Source organism: Sphingopyxis sp. QXT-31 (assembly GCF_001984035.1).
Taxonomy (GTDB): domain Bacteria; phylum Pseudomonadota; class Alphaproteobacteria; order Sphingomonadales; family Sphingomonadaceae; genus Sphingopyxis.
Map to the genome: position 1 here is coordinate 3,908,350 of NZ_CP019449.1, position 18,131 is coordinate 3,926,480.

Below are 18,131 nucleotides of genomic sequence, written 5' to 3' on the forward strand. Positions count from 1 at the left end.
ACGGTTATTTCTTCGGGACCAGCTTGAGCAGCTTGCCGCCGCTGCCGTCGGTGAGCAGCCACACCGTGCCGTCCTCGCGCACCTCGACCTCGCGGATGCGGGTGCCGAAATCCCAGCGGTCGGACTTGTGGAGCGTCTCGCCGTCCACGCCCATGCGGATCAGCCCCTCGCCCGACAGCGCGCCCATCAGCAGGCTGTTCTTCCAGCCGGGATAGAGGTCGCCGTCGTACCAGGCGAGCCCGGCGGGCGAGACGGCGGGGTTCCACCACAGTTTCGGTGCGGCGAATTCGGGGCGCGTCGGGTGGTCGGGGATGTCCTTGCCGTCATAATGGTCGCCGTTCGAGACGATCGGATAGCCGTAATTCGCCTTCGCCGCGACGAGATTGACCTCGTCGCCGCCCTTGGGCCCCATTTCCTGGTTCCAGAGCTGGCCCGCGCCGTCGAAGGTCAGGCCGAGGATATTGCGGTGGCCGAGCGACCAGATCTGCGCGGTGACGCCGCCTTCGCCGACGAAGGGGTTGTCGGCGGGCACGCTGCCGTCGGGATTGAGGCGCAATATCTTGCCGAGATTGGCCTTCATGTCCTGCGCGGGGTCGAACTTCTGCCGCTCGCCCGATCCGATGAAGAGATATTTGCCGTCGGGCGAAAAGGCGAGGCGGTGCGAAAAATGGCCGCGGCCGCTGACCTTGGGCGACTGGGTCCAGATCTGCCGCAGCCCCTCGATCCTGGGCGACGCGCCCTGCACCAGCTTCGCTGTGCCGACCACCGCGCCGAAGGTGCCGCCCTCGCCAGGTTCGACCCAACTCAGGTAGATCGTGCCGCTGGTCGCAAAGTCGGGGGCGAGGATGACGTCGCCGAAACCGCCCTGTCCGCCATAAGCCACAGTCGGCGCACCCGCGACATCGAGCGTCGAGCCGCCCTCCTGCCACAATTTGAGCTTGCCCGGTTTCTCGGTGACCAGCGCCTGCTTGCCGCCGGGGAGGAAGGTCATCGCCCAGGGCTCGTTGAAGCTCGCGACGTCCTCGACCGTGAAGGGCGCCGCGCTGAGCGGGGCCGCGGGCTGTTCGCCATTGGCGTCGATGGTCGAGGTATCCGCGGGGGCGGCTTCGCTCTGCGTCGCGCCCGTCGAGCAGGCGCCGACGAGCATCGCCGCGGCGATGGCGAAATTGGGGAGGGTCTTCATGGATGTCACTCGTTTCGCTGGGGGGATCGAAGCTGCAATCTGACGCGCCCTGCCCGCAATGTCGAGAGGGTCTAGCGCTCCCCCGCACCATGCCGCGCGGCGATGGTCTCGACGCTGTCCATGATCGCGTCGATCGCCTCGCTCGCGGGCGCGGCGTCGGCGCGCTTCTGGCTGAAATGCCCGCTGCTCATGATTTCCTCGAGCGCGTGGCGCGCGCGCGACACGCGGCTCTTCATCGTGCCGAGCGCACAGCCGCAGATGCCCGCGGCTTCCTCGTACGACATGCCGCCCGCGCCGACGAGGATCAGCGCCTCGCGCTGGTCCTGCGGCAATTCCATCAGGCCGCGCTGCAGGTCGGCCATCTCGCCCGATTCCTCTTGGCTCGCCGGAGTCGACAGCGTGCGCTCGACCGCGGTCTCGTCATAGTCGCCGACAAACTTGTTGCGGCGCATCTGCGACAGGAAGGTGTTGCGCAGGATGACGAAGGTCCACGCCTTGATCGACGTGCCCGCCTCGAAACGGTCGCGCGAGGCCCACGCCTTGACCATCGTGTCCTGGGTGAGATCGTCGGCGAGGTCGGGATTGCCCGACAGGCTGCGGCCATAGGCGCGAAGATGGGGGATGACCCCCGCGAGCAGAGTCTTGAACTCCCGGTCGGAAAGCTGCCCATCCTCCCGCTGTGAAACGGCGCTTGCCTGGGTCATTCGTGTCCGGGCGCTTTCTGGTCGAGCTGGTGGAGCAGGTCGAGCATATCGTCGGGAAGCGGTTCGGCGACGACATTGCCATAAATCATCTTCAGCTTCGTGCTCACCGGCTCAGGGGCCTGCCGCCCGGTCAGCGCGCGGTGCCACTGGTCACCATTGGTGCCGGGGAAGCTGCCGTTCTGCGCCCGCCGACCGTTGGTCGCGGGGCGCGGCATTTCGCTGCCTTCCATCCTATGATCGCCGTGGGTTGCCATATCCGATGAACGAAAAACCGGCAGGCAAGTTCCCCGGCGGGTTGTTTTTTGCGACGGGTGGAGCAGCCGACCGCCATTTTGTCCCGCATAATCTAGGTTAAGCCGCCGCCGCGGCCGGGCGACTAAGGTCTACGAAAGCCTCCGCGCGTCGCGGCGGGCGGGAGGTCGCGAATGCTTTCGGTCATATATATAAGCGTGGCCGACCCCGGCCTGACGGTCGGCGACGTCGCCGCGCTGGTCGAAAGCGCGCAGCGGTGCAATGTGCGCGACGAATTGACCGGCGCGCTGATCTACAACGGTCAGAATTTCATGCAGCTACTCGAAGGACCTGTAGCGAAGGTCGAGGCGTGTCTCGCGCGCATCCGCGCCGACAGGCGGCACAACGGGCTGATCGAAATCCGGCGGCGACTTGTATCGGAGCGCGAATTTGCCGGCTTCTCGATGCTGTACAGTCCGCTCTTCCGGCATCACGGCGAAGATCTGTCGCGCCTCGCGGCACGGGGCCGTTTCGATCCGCAGGACGAACGGCTGATGACGAATTTCCTCGCGCTCGGCCGGCACGGCGGGGCGGGGTGAGCGGCGCTGCCGCCCATATGGGTTTGCATCGCCCGCCGAACGGGCTAAGCCGTCGGAAGATGATATTAATTTCGATGGAAGCGGCCCGGCGTCCGAAACGGCGCGCGCGATGACCGTGGATATAGCTCAGCCGCTCGACGACGCGACCTTCAAGCGCGAACTGGCCGCGATGCTGCCGCATCTGCGCGCCTTCGGGCGCAGCCTTTGCGGCAACGCCGACCTGGCCGACGACCTGGTCCAGGAAACGATGCTGAAGGCGTGGAAGGCGCGCGAACAATATATTCCCGGCCCGTCGAGCATGAAGAGCTGGGCCTTCGTGATCCTGCGCAATTGTTTCCTGTCGCAGATGCGGCGCAAGAAATTCACCGCCGAATATGACGAACTCGCCGCCGAACGGCTGCTCGTGGCGCCCGACGACCAGGACGACAGCCTGCACCTCGCCGACGTCCAGCGCGGGTTGTTGCTACTGCCCGTCGACCAGCGCGAGGCGCTGGTGCTGATCGGCGCGGGACAGCTGAGCTACGAGGAGGCCGCGGCGATCTGCGGCTGCGCGGTGGGCACGATGAAGAGCCGCGTGTCGCGCGCGCGCACCGCGCTGCACGCGATCCTCGAGGGCGGGCAGATGCCGCTGCGCAGCCACGATATCCTGCCCGCGAGCGAGGCCTTCCGCAGCATCATGGACGATGTCGACAGCCTGACCTCGAATGGCCCGAGCGGGGGATAAGCCCCCTGCTTGTCTGGTTCGATAGGGACTGGTCTCGGGCGCCTTCCGTCATCCCGGCGAAGTCCGGGATCTCACCCTTCGCCGGGATGACGATGCAAAATCGGATGTCTCAAATCCACCCCAAAGCCGAGGGCCGCGGTCACTTGCCGCCATCGTGCCCGGTCGTAATCCCCAGCGCAGCAAAATCGGCGGCGAACTCGGCGAGCGAAAGCATGCCCGCGCAGGCGCGGGCGCCGGGCTCGGGGGCCTGGCCGTCGCGAAAACGGCGCAGCATCGCAAGCGCCGCCAGCGTCGGCACATAAGGTCCGCGATTGCCGTCGGCGCGCAACGTCCAGCGCGCGGTCGTCGCCTTGCCGCCCGCGTCCTGCCCACCGACGCATATGTCCATCGCGCCGACATCGCTGCCGAAGGGGAGCAACAGCCGGGCGATCGCGAGCAAGGGCCGTGCCGCGGGGCGCAGGCTGCGCGGCAATCCCCAGCGCACCGGCAGCGCCAGCAGCGCGAGGCCGAGGTGGAGGATCGACAGCTCCATGCCGGCGAAAAATTCGGCGCTGTCTGCGGGGCGATAGCGCGCGACGAGCAGATCCTGTTCGGGCGTATCGCACACGCTGGCCCAGCGTTTGCCGACGCCCGGCACCGCCCAGCGCTGCGTCATCCCCCAGCCGGGGACCGCGGTCCAGCGCCCTCCGCGCCACACGCGCACCGGATGGCCGACATAGGAGAGGATCGCCTGCACCACCGCCAGCCCGCGCGGCGCGCGGTTGCCGGGAAAGATGCCCATCGCGATCCGGTCGATCCTGCTCCACCCGGCGGTCAGATCGTCGAGCACCGCGTGCGACAGCGCCGGGATCGAGCTGGCGCCGCAGGTGATACTGATCCCCGCCGCCCGCGCCGCGGCGTCGTGCGCGGCGATGCCGGCGACGAAATCGCGGCCATCGGCGAGGTCGATATAGGAGACGCGCGACGCGATCGCGGCCTCGATCACCGTCGGGGCCGAGGCCTGGAACGGCCCCGCGGCATCGACGACGACGTCGAAACCGGCGAGGTCTGCGGCGGCGATATTCGCGCGGTCGAGCGTTCGCACCGGCAGGCCGCCGAGCCGCGCCGCGAGCGCATCGAGCTTCGCCCGGTCGCGCGCGGCGAGGGTGAGCGCGATACCGTCTTCACGCGCGGCCCGTTCGGCGAGGCGGCTGCCGAAGACGCCCGTCGCGCCGATCAGCAGCACGCGAAGCTCAACCATCGCGGAATAGCCCGTGCTGGTTGACCAGTTCGCCGAGCCGCGGATGGGTGACCTTGAGGTCGAAGGCGAAGCGCGCGTGGCCTAGGTGTTGGTGCGTGACGACCGTCTCGCCCGGTGCCAGCCAGGCGGGAAGGCGCAGGCGGACGCCGCCGAGCTGCCAGAAATAATGGTCGGACGCGAAGATCAGCGCGTCGGCCTCCGCGCGCACGGTCAGCGCCATGCCGAAACCGCGGCCGATATGTTCCTCCAGCCCCGTCGGACCCGCGAAGCTCTTGGCGCTGTGGATCGCCTGCGGATGGCCGCGGCGGCGGCCGTAGAGGCGCGTCCAATATTGGCCTCCGCGGCGGCGTTCCTCGCTGACCGCGACCGCCGCGGGGGCGGGGCCGCTGGCCTCGAGCGGGAGCGGCGCGCCGATCAGGCGGCAGAGCTGCGCGAGCAGCCAGCCCGCGCGCGAGAGCCGCGTCCAGACGATCTCGCCGCTATAGGCCGCGACCGCCTGCCCCGTGAGGCGCTTGGAGAAGCGGCGGCGAACGTCCTCGGGCAGCGCATCCCAGTCGGCGCGCGGGACGAGGCGGCGGAAGCGCGTGTCTCCCTCATCCTCCCGTTCGTGTCGAGCGAAGTCGAGACACGCTGGCGCCGGCTTTTGCGTCCCTCGACTTCGCTCGGGACGAACGGATAGGGGGGCGTCGTGGCTTTCGTGCTGGCGCTGTTCCCCCATCGCCTCTCTCCTACTGCTTGCCCTTGCCGGGGCGCCAGTTGATCAGTTTCGTCACTCCGGCGCCGAGCTTGATCAGCCGCATCAGCGCGGGTTTGGGCACGCTCAGCATCTCGTCGTGCCAGCGGCTCATCGTCGTCACGAAATCGAGCATGTCGGCGAGCCGCGCCTTGGCGCCGTCGCTGAGCCCGGGGTCATGCGCCGCACGTGCGACGCAGGCCTTGAGCGCCGCCTCGGCCGGATCGACCTCGCGCGCCTTGCGCCCCGCGGCGATGCGCGTGACCATCTCCCAGATATCGGTCTCGGCGGTGAAATGGTCGCGCCGGTCGCCGAGCAAGGGCACGCGCTCGATCAGCCGCCAGCCCAGCAGTTCCTTGATCGAATTGGAGACGTTCGAGCGCGCGAGCCCGAGCAGGTCGGCGATCTCCTCGGCATGCAGCGGGCGGTCGCTGACGAACAGCAGGGCATGGATTTGCGCGACCGAACGGTTCACGCCCCATTGCCCACCGAGATTGCCCCAATGGAGGATGAACTCGGTCGCCGCGGGGGACAGTTTTGCCTCATGTTCGATAATTTCTGTCATAACAGAAATATCGGACGAAACCGGCGCCATGTCAAGCGAAACCCGCTAATCCAGCCGCCGCACCGCGGGCGCGCTCGCCGCCGTCAGCATCAGCTCGTAAAGCGCCCACACCATCGCATCGGCGCGGTCGGGCGAGGCGCCCGGCCCCTCATAGCCGCCCCCCGCGACCATCCCCGCCAATTGCTCCTCCAGTTCGGGAAAGCCGCCGCCGACGAAAAACGCCCGGCCGTTCTCGAACAGCGCCGCGACCGGCTCGGCGCGCGCCCCCTTGGACTGGGCGGCATAGCGGATCGTCAACGGCAGCAGCGGGTTCGCGGCGCGCAGCACCGAACGGATCATGTCGCCGCCCTGATTGCCCTCGGCGACGATGCGGTCGGCGCCGAAATCGGCCGCCGCGCGCACTACCGTCCGCGCCCAGCCCTCGGGCGACACCCCGCCCACCGACCGGTCGGCGATCACATGCGCGATTCCGCCGCCGCCGCCGCCACCCACCACTCCCGCCACCACGATGCCGCACGTTCCGCGCGCCGAAGCCGGCGGGTCGACCCCGATCGCGACCCGGTCATAATGCGCCGCGCGGGCGGGCAGCCGGCACCGCGCGATCAGCGCCTCGCCCCACAGGCTTCCCTGCACATCGCTCAGCATCACGCCGTCCAGTTCCTGCCGCGCCAGCCGCGTTCCGCCATATTGCGCCGCCATTGCCGCCCGATAGGCTTCGGGCAGATGCGGATTGTCGTGCGTCCCGCCGCCCGAAACCACGGTGCCGGGCGTTGCCAGCACCATCTTCATCGCCCGCGACGGCTGCGGCGTCGTGGTGACCAGGCATTGCGGCGTCTCGCCCGCGCGCAGGCCCAGCTGCAGATTGTGCCACGCCGCCTCGCCCTGCTTCCATTTCGCCAGCTCGTCGCACCACGCAAAATGATGTTCGGGCCCGCGCAGCCCCTCGCCATGCGCGCCGGAAAACAGCTGCGCCCGCGAACCGCCGCGAAAGCGCAGCAGCCCGCGCGCCGCCTGCCAATGCACCGCCTCGCCCGGCTGCTGCACCGCCAGGATGCCGCTCGGCCCGTCGACCATCACCCGCCGCGCCTCGTCGATCGTCGCGCCGACCAGCGCGATGTGCAGCGGTTCGCGCGCCGCGCGGACCAGCGACCAGATCCATTCGGCGCCGACCCGCGTCTTGCCGAACCCGCGCCCCGCCATCAGCACCCAGTTGCGCCACGCACCGCCGGGCACCGCCTGCCCGCCATGGCGATACAGCGTGAAATCCCCGGCCAGAAAGCCGCGCTCGGCCTCCGACAGACGATCGACCAGCCGCGCCCGCCCCGCCGCCCCCGCGCGCATCAGGCGCGCGCGCAGATCGCCGCCGCCCATCCGCCTTTGGCCTTGCGCGGCTTGCGCGCGCGCGCCTTGCCGCCCCCGGCCTTCCGGTCATGCGCCTCGATCACATCCAGCTTGCGCAATATTTCGGCGCGCATCGCCTCGGGATTGACCGGCTTGGTCCGCCAGTCGAACCGCTGCACCGCCCCGCCGCGCACGCCGTAGCGATGCAGCCGCAGCACCTGCAACGCCTCGCGCGCCGTCATCCCGCCAAAGGGCGCGGGCCCGCCGACCGCCGCTGCCGCGCCACCGTCGGCGCCGTCCGCGTCGGTGGCATCGGGCGCAGCGGGCGGCGGCGGCGCCAGCAAATTGGTCGCCGCGCACACCAGCGCCATCTCCAGCCGCGCGTAACCGCTTTCCAGCGCCCCCTCCCACGCCACGCGAAACGCATCGTAAGTCCGCCGCCGCCGCCGACGCCAGGACGTTGCACGTCGCCTCCAACTCGCCCAGAAACACCGCCTCGGCCTTCGCGCTCCACCGATGCCCGACCCGCCGCTCGACCTGCAATTTGCCGCGCTGATCGCGGATGACGGCCTGCTCCGCTTCCGGCACGCAACCATCCCTCCCGCGCTTGCGCGCGGTGCTCGTCCTCTCGCTCATGTGAAAAACCCCTCGTCAGGAAACCGGCGCAACGGCCCAGTTCCGCCGCGAGTACCAAAACAGCGTCACAATGTCAAGAAAATAACCTATTTGGATAAATGGGCAGCGCGCTGTGACAGGGATATTCCGTCTCCTCCCTGGAGGGGAGGGGAATGACCGCTAACGACCAATTGCGGAAGCTCAAGTTGGGCCGTAAGATGGATCATGCCTTACAGATCACCAGAATGGGCGCGCCAAGATATCCGTGAACGCGCAATAGAGGCGCTGAATCAGCTACGTGGTAATAGGCAGATGGCCGGCAAAGTGCCTTATAGCGATTATTTGGACGCGATGAACGAGCGTTTGTCGGATTTTTTGGATTCGGATGGCTATGCTTCTGATGAGCTGAAAGCGATCTCCGAGGTTCGAAACGCCTTGATCCCGCTATTGGATCTACGTTCTAAACATCCCAGCCACGATGCAATAGAAGCACTTCAAACTGTCGCCGACAGAGCGTTCTCATTAGTGGCGGGAGGCGATCGGCTTACGAACGAATGACTGCTTCCCACCCCATTTCGGCCGATCGCCGCCGGGGATGGTCGAATGACGGCAAACGACCGATTGCGGACATTTGGCGTCCGTGCGACGGTTCTGGTTATGAGCTTCTTAGCAACGCTATTTCCGATAATTATCCTGTGGTCGTCGTCGGCTCCTGACGCCTCGGAACGCGCGGGTTTGGTCAGTCCCCAAGCCGCAGCTGAGCAAATCACCCAATGTGGCGCAGGCGCTGTGAATATCCGATATGACGATCTCTTGCGGTCGTATGTCCTTGCCGTTCGTGACGCGACAGAAGCACAACTGCAATGTATCGAAACGGCTGCCGGATATCATAATGTCGAGTTGCCGCCCGAACTTCAAAAAGGATTCGATGAGATAAGGGCGGCCAAATATTCGGCCGTTTATAGAGCGCAAGCCGTTGCTTGGCTGTCTATGCGAGGCCTTCTTGATAAGGTGCCAACGTTTCGAGCCGGGGAAACGAACGAAGCGGCATTCTCCGGAGAACTGGAGGCCATTTGTGGGCCCGCCGCCAAGGGAGCCCTGCAATCAGAATACGGCCCCCGCGCCATCAATCCCGCATGGCTTCAAAAGATCCCGCTGCCACCAAGGGCTGAGGACGACGACGCGGTATCATGCTTGATGGCAGCGGCGTCCGTAGCGGGTTTTGAGCTCGGTTTTATCGGGAATGAGGCTGTACCCGAGTAAGTCCGCTTCCCACCCCATTTCCGCCGTTCGCTGTCAACCTGGATCGAATGACCGCTAACGACCGATTGCGGACACTGGCGGACGGCCGCATACACTCCAGATCATGACAATCGAACCTTGGCAAACGAGGGCGCCCGATCTGATCGCCGAGGTGCTCATTTATCCACCCGATGATGGCGGCAGATCAACTGCCATCCAGCCCGGCTATGGTTGTCCCTGCTTCACTGAAAAGCGGACCAGCAAGGGAGGGTGGGATGCCCGACTGCAATTGGCCGATCGCCCGTTAGAGCCGGGAACGAAGCGGCAAGTGGGCTTCGTCTTTCTTTCTTCCGAAGGTGCGGAGACAATGCGTCGAGCGCGTAAATTTTACCTGTGGGAGGGGCGCTTCATTGGGGAAGCGGTAGTCACGGACTGACGTCCGCTTGCCACCCCAAAGCCGACACCGGCCCACAAAAAAAGGGCGGCCATCCTCTTCCGGACGCCGCCCTTGATCTTTATCGCTGGAAGCGCGCTTACGCGGCTTCCATCTCGTCGTCATACTGATCGACCGGACCCGAATCCTGGCCCTTGGCGTCGATGTCGCGGTCGACGAATTCGATGATCGCCATCGGCGCGGCGTCCGAGGCGCGGATGCCGGCCTTGATCACGCGGGTGTAGCCGCCGGCGCGGTCGGCGTAGCGTGCCGCGATGGCGTCGAACAGCTTCTTCAGCTGGGTTTCGTCGAGCAGGCGGCTCTGCGCGAGACGGCGATTGGCAAGGCCGCCGCGCTTGGCGAGCGTGACCAGCTTTTCGACGTAAGGACGCAGTTCCTTCGCCTTGGCGACGGTGGTCGTGATCTGCTCATGCTTGATGAGCGAGGCCGACATGTTGCGGAACATCGCGGTACGATGCGCGCTGGTGCGCTGCAGCTTCCGGCCACCCGATTTATGACGCATAATCCATTCCTTCGTTTGTTAAGGGCCCGTGTGAGGTAGCCCAGACCAGGCCCGCTTGAGGGGGAGCCTTTTCCCGTTTGATCCTCCCCACTTGTGGGGAGGGGGACCGCCGCGAAGCGGTGGTGGAGGGGGGCTTCGGCCTGACACATTGCGTCGTGCCGCGAACCCCCTCCGTCAGCCCTGCGGGCTGCCACCTCCCCGCAAGCGGGGAGGATTTTTAACCCAGCAGCTCCTGTTCGAGCTTCTTGGCCATTTCCTCGATATTCTCCGGCGGCCAGCCGGGGATGTCCATGCCCAGGCGCAGGCCCATCGACGACAGCACTTCCTTGATTTCGTTCAAGGACTTGCGGCCGAAGTTCGGCGTGCGGAGCATTTCGGCTTCGGTCTTCTGAACGAGGTCACCGATGTAGATGATATTGTCGTTCTTCAGGCAGTTGGCCGAGCGGACCGACAGCTCGAGCTCGTCGACCTTCTTGAGCAGGAAGCGGTTGAGCTGGTTGACGTCGCTCTCGTCGGCGGTCGCCGGCGAGGCGGCCATGCCGATCATGCCGCTGTCGTTCATCGCTTCTTCGAAGTGGACGAAGACCTGCAGCTGGTCCTGGAGGATGCGCGCGGCGTAAGCGACGGCGTCTTCCGGGGTCACCGTGCCGTCGGTATCGACGGTCAGCGACAGCTTGTCATAGTCCAGTTCCTGGCCGATGCGGGCATTGTCGACCTTGTAGGCGACCTGGCGCACGGGCGAGAAGAGCGAGTCGACCGGGATCAGGCCGATCGGGGCGTCGGCCGGACGGTTGGCGGTCGCGGGGACATAGCCCTTGCCGGTGTCGGCGACGAGTTCCATGTTCAGCGTCGCGCCCTCGTCGAGGTGGCAGATGACATGGTTCGGGTTCATCACCTTGATGTCGCCCGACACCATGATGTCGCCGGCCTTGACGGTCGCGGGACCGGTGGCCGAAAGCTGGAGCCGCTTCGGGCCTTCGCCTTCCATCTTGAGCGCGATCTGCTTCACGTTGAGGACGATGTCGGTGACGTCCTCGCGCACGCCGGCCAGGCTCGAGAATTCGTGGAGCACGTTCTCGATCTTGATCGACGTGATGGCCGCACCCTGGAGCGACGACAGCAGCACGCGGCGCAGCGCGTTGCCGAGCGTCAGGCCGAAACCGCGCTCGAGCGGCTCGGCGACGAAGGTCGCCTTGCGCTTGCCGTCGCTGCCGGCCTTGATTTCCAGGTTGCTGGGCTTCTTCAATTCCTGCCAGTTCCGGATATTGACAGTCATGGTCTTCCCTTTGCTTTTGGCGGGACGGGGCGGGGGCGGAAACCGACCGGTCCGGCGTTAGGAGGTGGCGGATGCGGCCCCGACCGGGGCGCATCCGAAGCAGGCGTCAGACGCGGCGGCGCTTGGCCGGGCGGACGCCATTGTGCGGGATCGGGGTCACATCGCGGATAGAGGTGATGTGGAAACCGACCGCCTGCAGCGCGCGGAGCGCCGACTCGCGGCCCGCACCCGGGCCCTTGACTTCGACTTCGAGGGTGCGGACGCCGTGTTCGGCGGCCTTCTTGCCGGCGTCTTCGGCGCACACCTGGGCGGCGTACGGGGTCGACTTGCGGCTGCCCTTGAAGCCCATCATGCCGGCGCTCGACCAGGCAATCGCATTGCCCTGCGCGTCGGTGATGGTGATCATCGTGTTGTTGAAGGTCGCGTTGACGTGGGCGACGCCCGACGAAATGTTCTTGCGTTCGCGCCGACGAAGACGCTGCGGTTCACGAGCCATGATATATTCCTAACCTAATCCTGAATGGCCGGTGGCGGGCGGTGGCCGCTGCCCCGGCAGGGGAAAGAAACAAGGAAGCGCGCCCGGATGGACGCGCTCGACCTTATTTCTTCTTGCCGGCGATCGGCTTGGCCTTGCCCTTGCGGGTGCGCGCATTGGTGTGCGTGCGCTGGCCGCGGACCGGCAGGCCCTTGCGATGACGCAGGCCGCGATAGCAGGCGAGGTCCATCAGGCGCTTGATGTTCATCGCCGTGGTGCGGCGAAGATCGCCCTCGACCGTGTGGTCGGCGTCGAGCGTTTCGCGGATCTGCAGGATCTCGGCGTCGCTGAGGTCCTGGACGCGGCGCGTGTGGTCGATGCCCAGCTTGTCGGCGATGTCGACGGCGGTCTTGCGGCCGATGCCGTGGATGTAGGTGAGCGCGATGATCACGCGCTTGTTGGTGGGCAGATTGACGCCCGCGATACGTGCCATTGGGTACTTTCTCCTGCTCCACAGGGCCGCTGGCAAGGGCCCCATCTCAAAGCGTCTGATTTCCAACGCAAAAAACGGACTACGAATGCGCAGCTGCGCTTCGCCGTCCGGTCAGGCTGTCGGAATGGAAGGCGCAAGTAAGGTGAGTCGTGCAGAAAGTCAAGCGAAGCGCAGGGATGTGCGGCGAGCAGAGCCCGCGCACCGATGCGCTTTCGACGCCGGCCCGCTTTAAGGTCTCAAAGGTCACCGGTCGGGCATGCCCGGATTGTGACCTTAGTGCCCTTAGGCTGCTTGCGATGCGGGCGGGCAGGGGAAAAATGGCATGGCGGGGGAGTTTAGGAAAGCGGTTTTTTGGCGGGCTGGATGCAAGAGCGGGTTTCGGGCGGGAGCTGCCGCAGGCTATCATGATATTCGCGCAGAGGCGCAGAGGCCGCAGAGAGGATGGTCTTTCACTCTGCGGCCTCTGCGCCTCTGCGCGCATTATGCATGGAAGAAGCGGTTCGATTGCTTTCGGGCGAGTAGCAGACGAACCGCCTTATAAATCCCGTTCGTCTCGAGCGAAGTCGAGACACTCATCGGAGCGCTTGCCATCGGGGTGTCTCGACTACGCTCGACACGAACGGAAATAGAGGATGGTCTCGAAAACAACCCAAAGCCGACGCGTCGGCCCCGGTCGCCGCCGTCACGGCGCCGCCGTTAGCGCCACCGCGCGATCGTGCAGGCGCGCGACGACGGCCCGGTGGATGCCGGGGGCGCAGGCGATCACGCCGAACGCCTGCGCGCGCGGGGTGTTGAAGCGCAGCGGCTCGCCGAAAGCGTCCGACACCGCCGCGCCCGCCTCGGCCGCGATCAGCGCGGCGGCAGCAACGTCCCATTCGAACCCCCAGCGCAAGGTCGCGACCAGGTCGGCACGGTCGTCGGCGACCAGCGCCATGCGCAAAGCGATGCTGTTCGGCTTGGTGACCATGATCAGGTCGCGGTCGATCTTGGGCAGGCTGTCGGCGGGCACGCGCGACCCGTCGAAGATCATCCGGCGGCTCGCGCGCAGGCTCTCGCCGTTCAAGGTCGCGCCCCGGCCCTTTTGCGCGACCCACAATTCGTCGAGCGCGGGGGCATAGAGCACGCCGAGTTCGGGGGTTCCGTCGATGACCAGCGCGACCGACACGCACCAGCCGGGGCGGCCGCGGATGAAATCGCGCGTGCCGTCGATCGGGTCGACGCACCACATCGCGCGGCACGCCAAGCGGTCTTCGTTGTCGGCGGTCTCTTCGGACAGCCAGCCGGCTTCGGGCACCATCGCGCCCAGCACGGCTTTGAGCCGCGCATCGACCGCGAGGTCGACGTCGCTGACTGGATTGTCGTGCGACTTGTTCCAGACGGCGACCGCCTTGCCCTCGCCCCGCCAGCGCGCCATCGCCATGTCGCCGACCTCGCGGGTGGCGGCGATCACGGCTTCGAGGTTGCGACCCGGCATCGCTTAGCTTGACGCGACGGTCATGCCGTCGATGCGCAGTGTGGGGACGTTGGTCGCGTGACGGAAGGCGAGGTCGTCGGCGGGGATCAGCGCGGCGAACATGTCGATCAGATTGCCGGCGATGGTGAACTCGGCGATCGGCTCGGCGAGCCGGCCGCCGCGGATCGCGAAGCCCGACGCGCCGCGGCTGTAATCGCCGGTGACGGGGTTGACCCCCTGGCCGATCAACTCGGTGACATAGATGCCCTCGGCGACGTCCGCCATCAGCGCGGCCGGGGTGACGCTGCCCGCGGCGAGGTGGACGTTGCTGACCGCGACCCCCGACGCGCCGCCGCCGCGGCTGGCGTGGCCGGTCGGGGTCAGGCCGAGCTGCTTCGCCGAGGCGGTGTCGAGCAGCCAGCCGGTGAGCTTGCCCCCCGCGACAAGGTCGCGCGCCGCGGTCGGCAGGCCTTCGCCGTCGAAGGCGCGGCTGCGCAGGCCGCGCGGGCGGTGCGGTTCGTCGCGGATGAAAATCGCGCTGTCGAAGAGGATTTGCTCCTCCTTGCCGAGCAGGAAGCTGGTGCCGCGCGCGATCGCGGGGCCACTGATCGCGCCGAGCAGATGGCTGACCAGGCTGCTCGAGACGCGCGGGTCGAACAGGATCGGCAGCTTGCCCGTCGGCGCCTTGCCGGGGTTCAGGCGGGCGACCGCGCGCGTTCCCGCGCGCGTGCCGATCTCGGTGATGCCCTCGAGGTCGGCCAGATAATGCGCGCTGTGCCAGCCATAGTCGCGCTGCATGCTCGCGCCTTCGCCCGCGATGACGCTGGCCGAGAGGCTATGCCCGCTCGCGCCATAGCCGCCCGCGAAGCCGTGGCTGGTCGCGAGCGCGATGCGCGTGCGGCTGTGGCTCGCGGTGCCGCCCTCGCTGTTGGTGACCCCGGCGACCGCGCGCGCGGCCTCCTCGACCGCGAGCGCGGCGGCGCGTAGCGCCTGCGGGTCGGCCTCGCTGGCGTCGTCGAGGTCTAGATCGGGGATCGGGCCTTTATAGAGGAGGTCCTGGGGCGCGAGGCCGGCATAGATATCCTCGGGCGCCTCGCGCGCCATCGCGACGCAACGCTCGACCAGCTTGGCGAGTTCGCCCGCGTCCATGTCCGCGGTCGACACGCTCGCGCTGCGCTGGCCGACGAAGACGCGGAGTGCGATGTCCTGCCCTTCGGAGCTCTCGACGTCCTCGAGCGCACCGAGGCGCATCGAGACCGAGGTCGCGGCATTGCAATAATAGAGCGCGTCGGCGGCGTCGGCGCCCGCCTTGGTGGCGGCGTCGCACAGCATCTGCGCACGGTCGAGGGCTTCGGCTACGGTCAGCATGGCCGCGCCTTAGGACGCGGGCGGCGGGCCGTCAAAATCTTATCGGTGGAGAGGCCCGGCGCTGACCACTCTCTTCCGTCATCCCGGCGAAGGCCGGGATCTCACCCTATCGCCATGACGCGACAGCGGGATCCCGGCCTTCGCCGGGATGACGAACGAATGGATAAGCGGCGTCAGCCGCCGATGACCGCGAGGCCGGTGGTCGCGGCCATCGCGCCGCTGACCCAGACGAAGGGCAGCGCGAGCGCGGCGACCCACAGGCGGCGGACGTCACGGCGAAAGCGTGCGTGCAGCCCCCAGCTGGCGAGCGCCTGGCGGCTGAGATGATACCAGCGGCGCTCGGTGGTGCGCGCGATCGGCACCGCGAGGATCAGCAGCAGCGCGAGCGCGACGAAGGTCAGCGCGGTCGGCGCGCCCGCGGCGATCGCGCTCGACACGAGCCAGATCTGCAGCACGGCGAAGACGAGGAGCGCGGCGGCGGCGTGGAAGGTCATTCGGCGGCCCAAATGGCGTGCCGTGGGCACACTGCGGGTCGAGCGCCTGAACAGGCGCGGTCCGAACGTCGATGCCATTTTTTCAGCCCCCTTAGGCCGGCGATTCCCAGAAACCACACGTTTTCAGCCAATAATGACCGAGTCAAGACAGACTGCCCGCGATTCGTTAAATTTGCCTTCGATTCGCCCCCGATTTGCAACGAATCCGCGACGGAAGGCCAAAATGCTGCCAATCCGGCAGCGAATGGCGCGTAAGAACGCTGCTGCGGGGAAGTGGGGGCCGCGACTCGAAGAGGCCGCCGCGCTTCATCGACCGAAGACCGGTTTCCGTCGAAACCTTGCATCCGCCCGCATCGCTGATAGCGTCTAGATTCTGTCCGTTCGGATCCGTTCGAAAACACAGGGGAAATCATCGATGCGTCATCTCGCCCTTCTGGCCGCGCTTGCGCTGCCGCTTGCTCCCGCGCTTGCCCAGGCACCCGCCACACCCGCCACACCGGCGGCGCCCGTCGCGCCCAGGCCCGCGGCACTCGTTGCCGACGGTATGCCCGACGTCCCCGCCGAACTCGCGGCGGCGACGCGGCCCTATATGGAGAATCGCGGCGCGAGCTTCGTCGGCTGGAACCCCGTCGACAAGTCGATGCTGATCGCGACGCGTTTCGGCAACACCAGCCAGATCCACCGCGTCGCGGTGCCGATGGGCGCGCGCAAACAAATGACTTTCGAGGAAGAGCCCGTCGGCGGTGCGGCCTGGTCGCCGAAGACCGGCGACCTGATGCTGCTGCAGAAGGACATCGGCGGCAATGAATTCTACCAGATCTATGCGATGAAGGACGGGCGGCTCGACCTCCTGACCGACGGCAAGAGCCGCAACGGGCTCAATGCGTGGAGCAAGGACGGCCAGCTCGTCGCCTATACCTCGACGCGTCGCAATGGGCGCGACAGCGATATCTATCTCATCGACCCGCGCAATCCCAAGTCCGACCGGCTGGTGGCAGAGGTCGAGGGCGGCGGCTGGGGTTTGCTCGATTTCGCACCCGACAAGAGTTGGGCGCTGGTCGGCAAATATAGTTCGGTGCAGAAATCGGACTTCTTCCGCCTCGACCTCAAGACGGGCGCGATGACCCCGATCGGCGATCACACGAAGACCGTGTCGCGGGGCGGCGGCCAGTTCGCGCCCGACGGTACGATCTGGATCACCAGCGACGAGGGCGCCGAGTTCGAACGGCTCGGTACGCTCGACCCTGCGACTGGCGCCTTCACGCCCCGCGGAGCGGCCGAGAAATGGGAAGTCAGCGGCTTCGACGTGGCCGACGACGGCAGCTTCATCGCCTATACGGTCAACGAGGCGGGCATGTCGAAGCTGCGCCTGCTCGATCCCAAGACCGGCGCGGTGCGTACGGTCGAGGCGCTGCCCCCCGGGATCATCGGCGGGGTCGAGATCGCGCCCTGGGGCGAGATCGGGATCAGCTTCACCTCGGCGCGCGCGGCGGCCGACGCCTATAGCGTCGATCCGAAGACGCTGAAGGTCACGCGCTGGACCGAGAGCGAGACCGGCGGCCTCGACGTCACCAAGAATGTCGAGCCCGAACTGGTCAAGGTGAAGAGCTTCGACGGGCTCGAGGTGTCGGGCTTCCTCTATCGTCCCGACCCCGCGAAATTCCCCGGCAAGCGGCCGATGATCATGAATGTCCATGGCGGGCCCGAGGGCCAGTCGCGGCCGGGCTTCATGGGGCGCACCAATTATCTGCTCAACGAGATGGGGATCGCAGTCTTCTATCCCAACGTCCGCGGCTCGACGGGCTATGGCAAGACCTTCGTCAGCCTCGACAACGGGCCGTTCAAGCGCGAGGACAGCGTCAAGGACATGGGCGCCTTCCTCGACCATTTCGCGAAGGACAAGACGCTCGATCCCGCGCGCTTCGCGCTGACCGGGGGCAGCTATGGCGGCTATATGTGCTATGCCGCGGCGATCCATTATTCGGACAAGCTGCGCGCCAACCTTTGCGTCGTCGCGATCTCGAACTTCGTGACCTTCCTCGAAAATACGCAGGATTACCGCCGCGATCTGCGCCGCGTCGAATATGGCGACGAGCGCGTGCCCGAACAGCGCGCCAAGCTGCTCGAAATCTCGCCGCTGACGCGCGTGGCCGAGATCAAGAAGCCTTTGTTCATCGTCACCGGCGCCAACGACCCGCGCGTGCCTGCGTCGGAGGCCGACCAGATCGTGAAGGCCGTGCGCGCCAACGGCGGTACCGCATGGCACCTAGTCGGCACCAACGAGGGCCATGGCTTCGCGAAGAAGGAAAATGCCGACTATAATTTCTGGGCGTCGCTGGTGTTCTGGAAGCAATATCTGCTGAACTGAGGCGGCTTCGCGCCATTTGACTCTCCGCCCCCTCGCGCCCAGTCTTCGATGACGGGGCGCGGGGCAAAGGG

At 66.8% G+C, this 18,131-nt stretch carries 21 protein-coding genes; 6 read left to right on the plus strand and 15 right to left on the minus strand.

From position 1 onward, the window contains the following. Window positions 1–4: 4 nt before the first annotated feature. The 3 genes from BWQ93_RS18735 to BWQ93_RS18745 all read right to left on the minus strand — a co-directional run bounded on the left by BWQ93_RS18735 (window position 5) and on the right by BWQ93_RS18745 (window position 2,117). A complete protein-coding gene (locus tag BWQ93_RS18735) occupies window positions 5–1,183 on the minus strand; it encodes a PQQ-dependent sugar dehydrogenase (RefSeq protein ID WP_083721059.1) in 1,179 nt (392 codons plus the stop codon). A gap of 71 nt (window positions 1,184–1,254) precedes the next feature. Further along, a complete protein-coding gene (locus BWQ93_RS18740) occupies window positions 1,255–1,887 on the minus strand; it encodes a sigma-70 family RNA polymerase sigma factor (protein WP_077031808.1) in 633 nt (210 codons plus the stop codon). Then, a complete protein-coding gene (locus BWQ93_RS18745) occupies window positions 1,884–2,117 on the minus strand; it encodes a NepR family anti-sigma factor (protein WP_077031809.1) in 234 nt (77 codons plus the stop codon). Before BWQ93_RS18745 ends, BWQ93_RS18740 begins: the two co-directional genes overlap by 4 nt. Before the next feature lie 195 nt (window positions 2,118–2,312). On the opposite strand from BWQ93_RS18745, the gene BWQ93_RS18750 reads away from it, so the two are divergent. Both BWQ93_RS18750 and BWQ93_RS18755 read left to right on the plus strand, forming a co-directional pair. Next, window positions 2,313–2,717: a BLUF domain-containing protein gene (locus BWQ93_RS18750; RefSeq protein ID WP_077031810.1), complete on the plus strand. Its 405-nt coding sequence runs from the start codon at window positions 2,313–2,315 to the stop codon at window positions 2,715–2,717. 109 nt (window positions 2,718–2,826) lie between these two features. Continuing rightward, the gene (locus BWQ93_RS18755; protein ID WP_077031811.1) at window positions 2,827–3,441 is read left to right on the plus strand and encodes a sigma-70 family RNA polymerase sigma factor; all 615 of its coding nucleotides are present in this window, start codon (window positions 2,827–2,829) and stop codon (window positions 3,439–3,441) included. 139 nt (window positions 3,442–3,580) lie between these two features. On the opposite strand, the gene BWQ93_RS18760 is transcribed toward BWQ93_RS18755, so the two are convergent. The 5 genes from BWQ93_RS18760 to BWQ93_RS18780 are packed head-to-tail and all read right to left on the minus strand — an operon-like array spanning window position 3,581 to window position 7,736. Next, entirely contained in the window at window positions 3,581–4,681 is a 1,101-nt protein-coding gene (locus tag BWQ93_RS18760) for a saccharopine dehydrogenase family protein (protein ID WP_077031812.1), read from the minus strand. Next, window positions 4,674–5,399: a DUF4166 domain-containing protein gene (locus BWQ93_RS18765; RefSeq protein WP_083721061.1), complete on the minus strand. Its 726-nt coding sequence runs from the start codon at window positions 5,397–5,399 to the stop codon at window positions 4,674–4,676. Before BWQ93_RS18765 ends, BWQ93_RS18760 begins: the two co-directional genes overlap by 8 nt. Window positions 5,400–5,409: 10 nt before the next feature. After that, window positions 5,410–5,979, minus strand: a complete 570-nt coding sequence (locus tag BWQ93_RS18770; protein ID WP_077031813.1) for a GbsR/MarR family transcriptional regulator — start codon at window positions 5,977–5,979, stop codon at window positions 5,410–5,412. Between the two features lie 45 nt (window positions 5,980–6,024). After that, on the minus strand, window positions 6,025–7,350 hold the full coding sequence (locus tag BWQ93_RS18775; protein WP_077031814.1) for a terminase large subunit domain-containing protein: 1,326 nt from the start codon (window positions 7,348–7,350) through the stop codon (window positions 6,025–6,027). After that, window positions 7,320–7,736 (minus strand): hypothetical protein, encoded by a 417-nt coding sequence (locus BWQ93_RS18780; RefSeq protein ID WP_077031815.1) that lies wholly within the window; start codon window positions 7,734–7,736, stop codon window positions 7,320–7,322. The genes BWQ93_RS18775 and BWQ93_RS18780 overlap by 31 nt, the downstream gene beginning before the upstream one ends. Window positions 7,737–8,160: 424 nt before the next feature. Between BWQ93_RS18780 and BWQ93_RS20965 the strand changes: the two genes are divergently transcribed. The 3 genes from BWQ93_RS20965 (at window position 8,161) to BWQ93_RS18785 (ending at window position 9,613) form a co-directional block, all read left to right on the plus strand. Next, entirely contained in the window at window positions 8,161–8,493 is a 333-nt protein-coding gene (locus tag BWQ93_RS20965) for a hypothetical protein (protein ID WP_156878203.1), read from the plus strand. A gap of 45 nt (window positions 8,494–8,538) precedes the next feature. Continuing rightward, complete coding sequence (locus BWQ93_RS20970) at window positions 8,539–9,198, plus strand: hypothetical protein (protein ID WP_156878296.1); 660 nt, start codon at window positions 8,539–8,541, stop codon at window positions 9,196–9,198. 103 nt (window positions 9,199–9,301) lie between these two features. Beyond that, window positions 9,302–9,613, plus strand: a complete 312-nt coding sequence (locus tag BWQ93_RS18785; RefSeq protein ID WP_077030098.1) for a hypothetical protein — start codon at window positions 9,302–9,304, stop codon at window positions 9,611–9,613. Between the two features lie 97 nt (window positions 9,614–9,710). On the opposite strand, the gene rplQ is transcribed toward BWQ93_RS18785, so the two are convergent. The 7 genes from rplQ to BWQ93_RS18820 all read right to left on the minus strand — a co-directional run bounded on the left by rplQ (window position 9,711) and on the right by BWQ93_RS18820 (window position 15,692). Then, window positions 9,711–10,133 (minus strand): 50S ribosomal protein L17, encoded by a 423-nt coding sequence (rplQ, locus tag BWQ93_RS18790; RefSeq protein WP_077031816.1) that lies wholly within the window; start codon window positions 10,131–10,133, stop codon window positions 9,711–9,713. Window positions 10,134–10,350: 217 nt separating this feature from the next. After that, window positions 10,351–11,409, minus strand: coding sequence for a DNA-directed RNA polymerase subunit alpha (locus BWQ93_RS18795; RefSeq protein WP_077031817.1), 1,059 nt, complete (start codon window positions 11,407–11,409; stop codon window positions 10,351–10,353). Between the two features lie 106 nt (window positions 11,410–11,515). Continuing rightward, complete coding sequence (gene rpsK / locus BWQ93_RS18800; protein ID WP_003040416.1) at window positions 11,516–11,905, minus strand: 30S ribosomal protein S11; 390 nt, start codon at window positions 11,903–11,905, stop codon at window positions 11,516–11,518. Window positions 11,906–12,008: 103 nt separating this feature from the next. After that, the gene (rpsM, locus tag BWQ93_RS18805; protein WP_077031818.1) at window positions 12,009–12,377 is read right to left on the minus strand and encodes a 30S ribosomal protein S13; all 369 of its coding nucleotides are present in this window, start codon (window positions 12,375–12,377) and stop codon (window positions 12,009–12,011) included. 682 nt (window positions 12,378–13,059) lie between these two features. Beyond that, window positions 13,060–13,851, minus strand: a complete 792-nt coding sequence (locus BWQ93_RS18810) for an inositol monophosphatase family protein (protein ID WP_077031819.1) — start codon at window positions 13,849–13,851, stop codon at window positions 13,060–13,062. Between the two features lie 3 nt (window positions 13,852–13,854). Further along, window positions 13,855–15,198 (minus strand): TldD/PmbA family protein, encoded by a 1,344-nt coding sequence (locus BWQ93_RS18815; protein ID WP_077031820.1) that lies wholly within the window; start codon window positions 15,196–15,198, stop codon window positions 13,855–13,857. Between the two features lie 173 nt (window positions 15,199–15,371). Further along, a complete protein-coding gene (locus BWQ93_RS18820) occupies window positions 15,372–15,692 on the minus strand; it encodes a hypothetical protein (protein WP_232314667.1) in 321 nt (106 codons plus the stop codon). Between the two features lie 415 nt (window positions 15,693–16,107). On the opposite strand from BWQ93_RS18820, the gene BWQ93_RS18825 reads away from it, so the two are divergent. Continuing rightward, window positions 16,108–18,060 carry a S9 family peptidase gene (locus BWQ93_RS18825; protein ID WP_077031822.1) on the plus strand — a complete coding sequence of 651 codons (1,953 nt, stop codon included), beginning with the start codon at window positions 16,108–16,110 and terminating at the stop codon, window positions 18,058–18,060. The last annotated feature ends 71 nt before the right edge of the window (window positions 18,061–18,131 follow it).

Coding starts and splice junctions, on each gene's coding strand:
- BWQ93_RS18785 (WP_077030098.1), top strand. CDS start 9,302: ATGACAATCGAACCTTGGCAAACGAGGGCGCCCGATCTGATCGCCGAG.
- BWQ93_RS18740 (WP_077031808.1), bottom strand. CDS start 1,887: ATGACCCAGGCAAGCGCCGTTTCACAGCGGGAGGATGGGCAGCTTTCC.
- BWQ93_RS18815 (WP_077031820.1), bottom strand. CDS start 15,198: ATGCTGACCGTAGCCGAAGCCCTCGACCGTGCGCAGATGCTGTGCGAC.
- BWQ93_RS18825 (WP_077031822.1), top strand. CDS start 16,108: ATGCGTCATCTCGCCCTTCTGGCCGCGCTTGCGCTGCCGCTTGCTCCC.
- BWQ93_RS18760 (WP_077031812.1), bottom strand. CDS start 4,681: ATGGTTGAGCTTCGCGTGCTGCTGATCGGCGCGACGGGCGTCTTCGGC.
- BWQ93_RS18755 (WP_077031811.1), top strand. CDS start 2,827: ATGACCGTGGATATAGCTCAGCCGCTCGACGACGCGACCTTCAAGCGC.
- BWQ93_RS18735 (WP_083721059.1), bottom strand. CDS start 1,183: ATGAAGACCCTCCCCAATTTCGCCATCGCCGCGGCGATGCTCGTCGGC.
- rpsK (WP_003040416.1), bottom strand. CDS start 11,905: ATGGCTCGTGAACCGCAGCGTCTTCGTCGGCGCGAACGCAAGAACATT.
- BWQ93_RS18795 (WP_077031817.1), bottom strand. CDS start 11,409: ATGACTGTCAATATCCGGAACTGGCAGGAATTGAAGAAGCCCAGCAAC.
- BWQ93_RS18765 (WP_083721061.1), bottom strand. CDS start 5,399: ATGGGGGAACAGCGCCAGCACGAAAGCCACGACGCCCCCCTATCCGTT.
- BWQ93_RS18750 (WP_077031810.1), top strand. CDS start 2,313: ATGCTTTCGGTCATATATATAAGCGTGGCCGACCCCGGCCTGACGGTC.
- BWQ93_RS20965 (WP_156878203.1), top strand. CDS start 8,161: ATGCCTTACAGATCACCAGAATGGGCGCGCCAAGATATCCGTGAACGC.
- rpsM (WP_077031818.1), bottom strand. CDS start 12,377: ATGGCACGTATCGCGGGCGTCAATCTGCCCACCAACAAGCGCGTGATC.
- BWQ93_RS18810 (WP_077031819.1), bottom strand. CDS start 13,851: ATGCCGGGTCGCAACCTCGAAGCCGTGATCGCCGCCACCCGCGAGGTC.
- BWQ93_RS18770 (WP_077031813.1), bottom strand. CDS start 5,979: ATGACAGAAATTATCGAACATGAGGCAAAACTGTCCCCCGCGGCGACC.
- BWQ93_RS18775 (WP_077031814.1), bottom strand. CDS start 7,350: ATGGGCGGCGGCGATCTGCGCGCGCGCCTGATGCGCGCGGGGGCGGCG.
- rplQ (WP_077031816.1), bottom strand. CDS start 10,133: ATGCGTCATAAATCGGGTGGCCGGAAGCTGCAGCGCACCAGCGCGCAT.
- BWQ93_RS20970 (WP_156878296.1), top strand. CDS start 8,539: ATGACGGCAAACGACCGATTGCGGACATTTGGCGTCCGTGCGACGGTT.
- BWQ93_RS18820 (WP_232314667.1), bottom strand. CDS start 15,692: ATGACCTTCCACGCCGCCGCCGCGCTCCTCGTCTTCGCCGTGCTGCAG.
- BWQ93_RS18745 (WP_077031809.1), bottom strand. CDS start 2,117: ATGGAAGGCAGCGAAATGCCGCGCCCCGCGACCAACGGTCGGCGGGCG.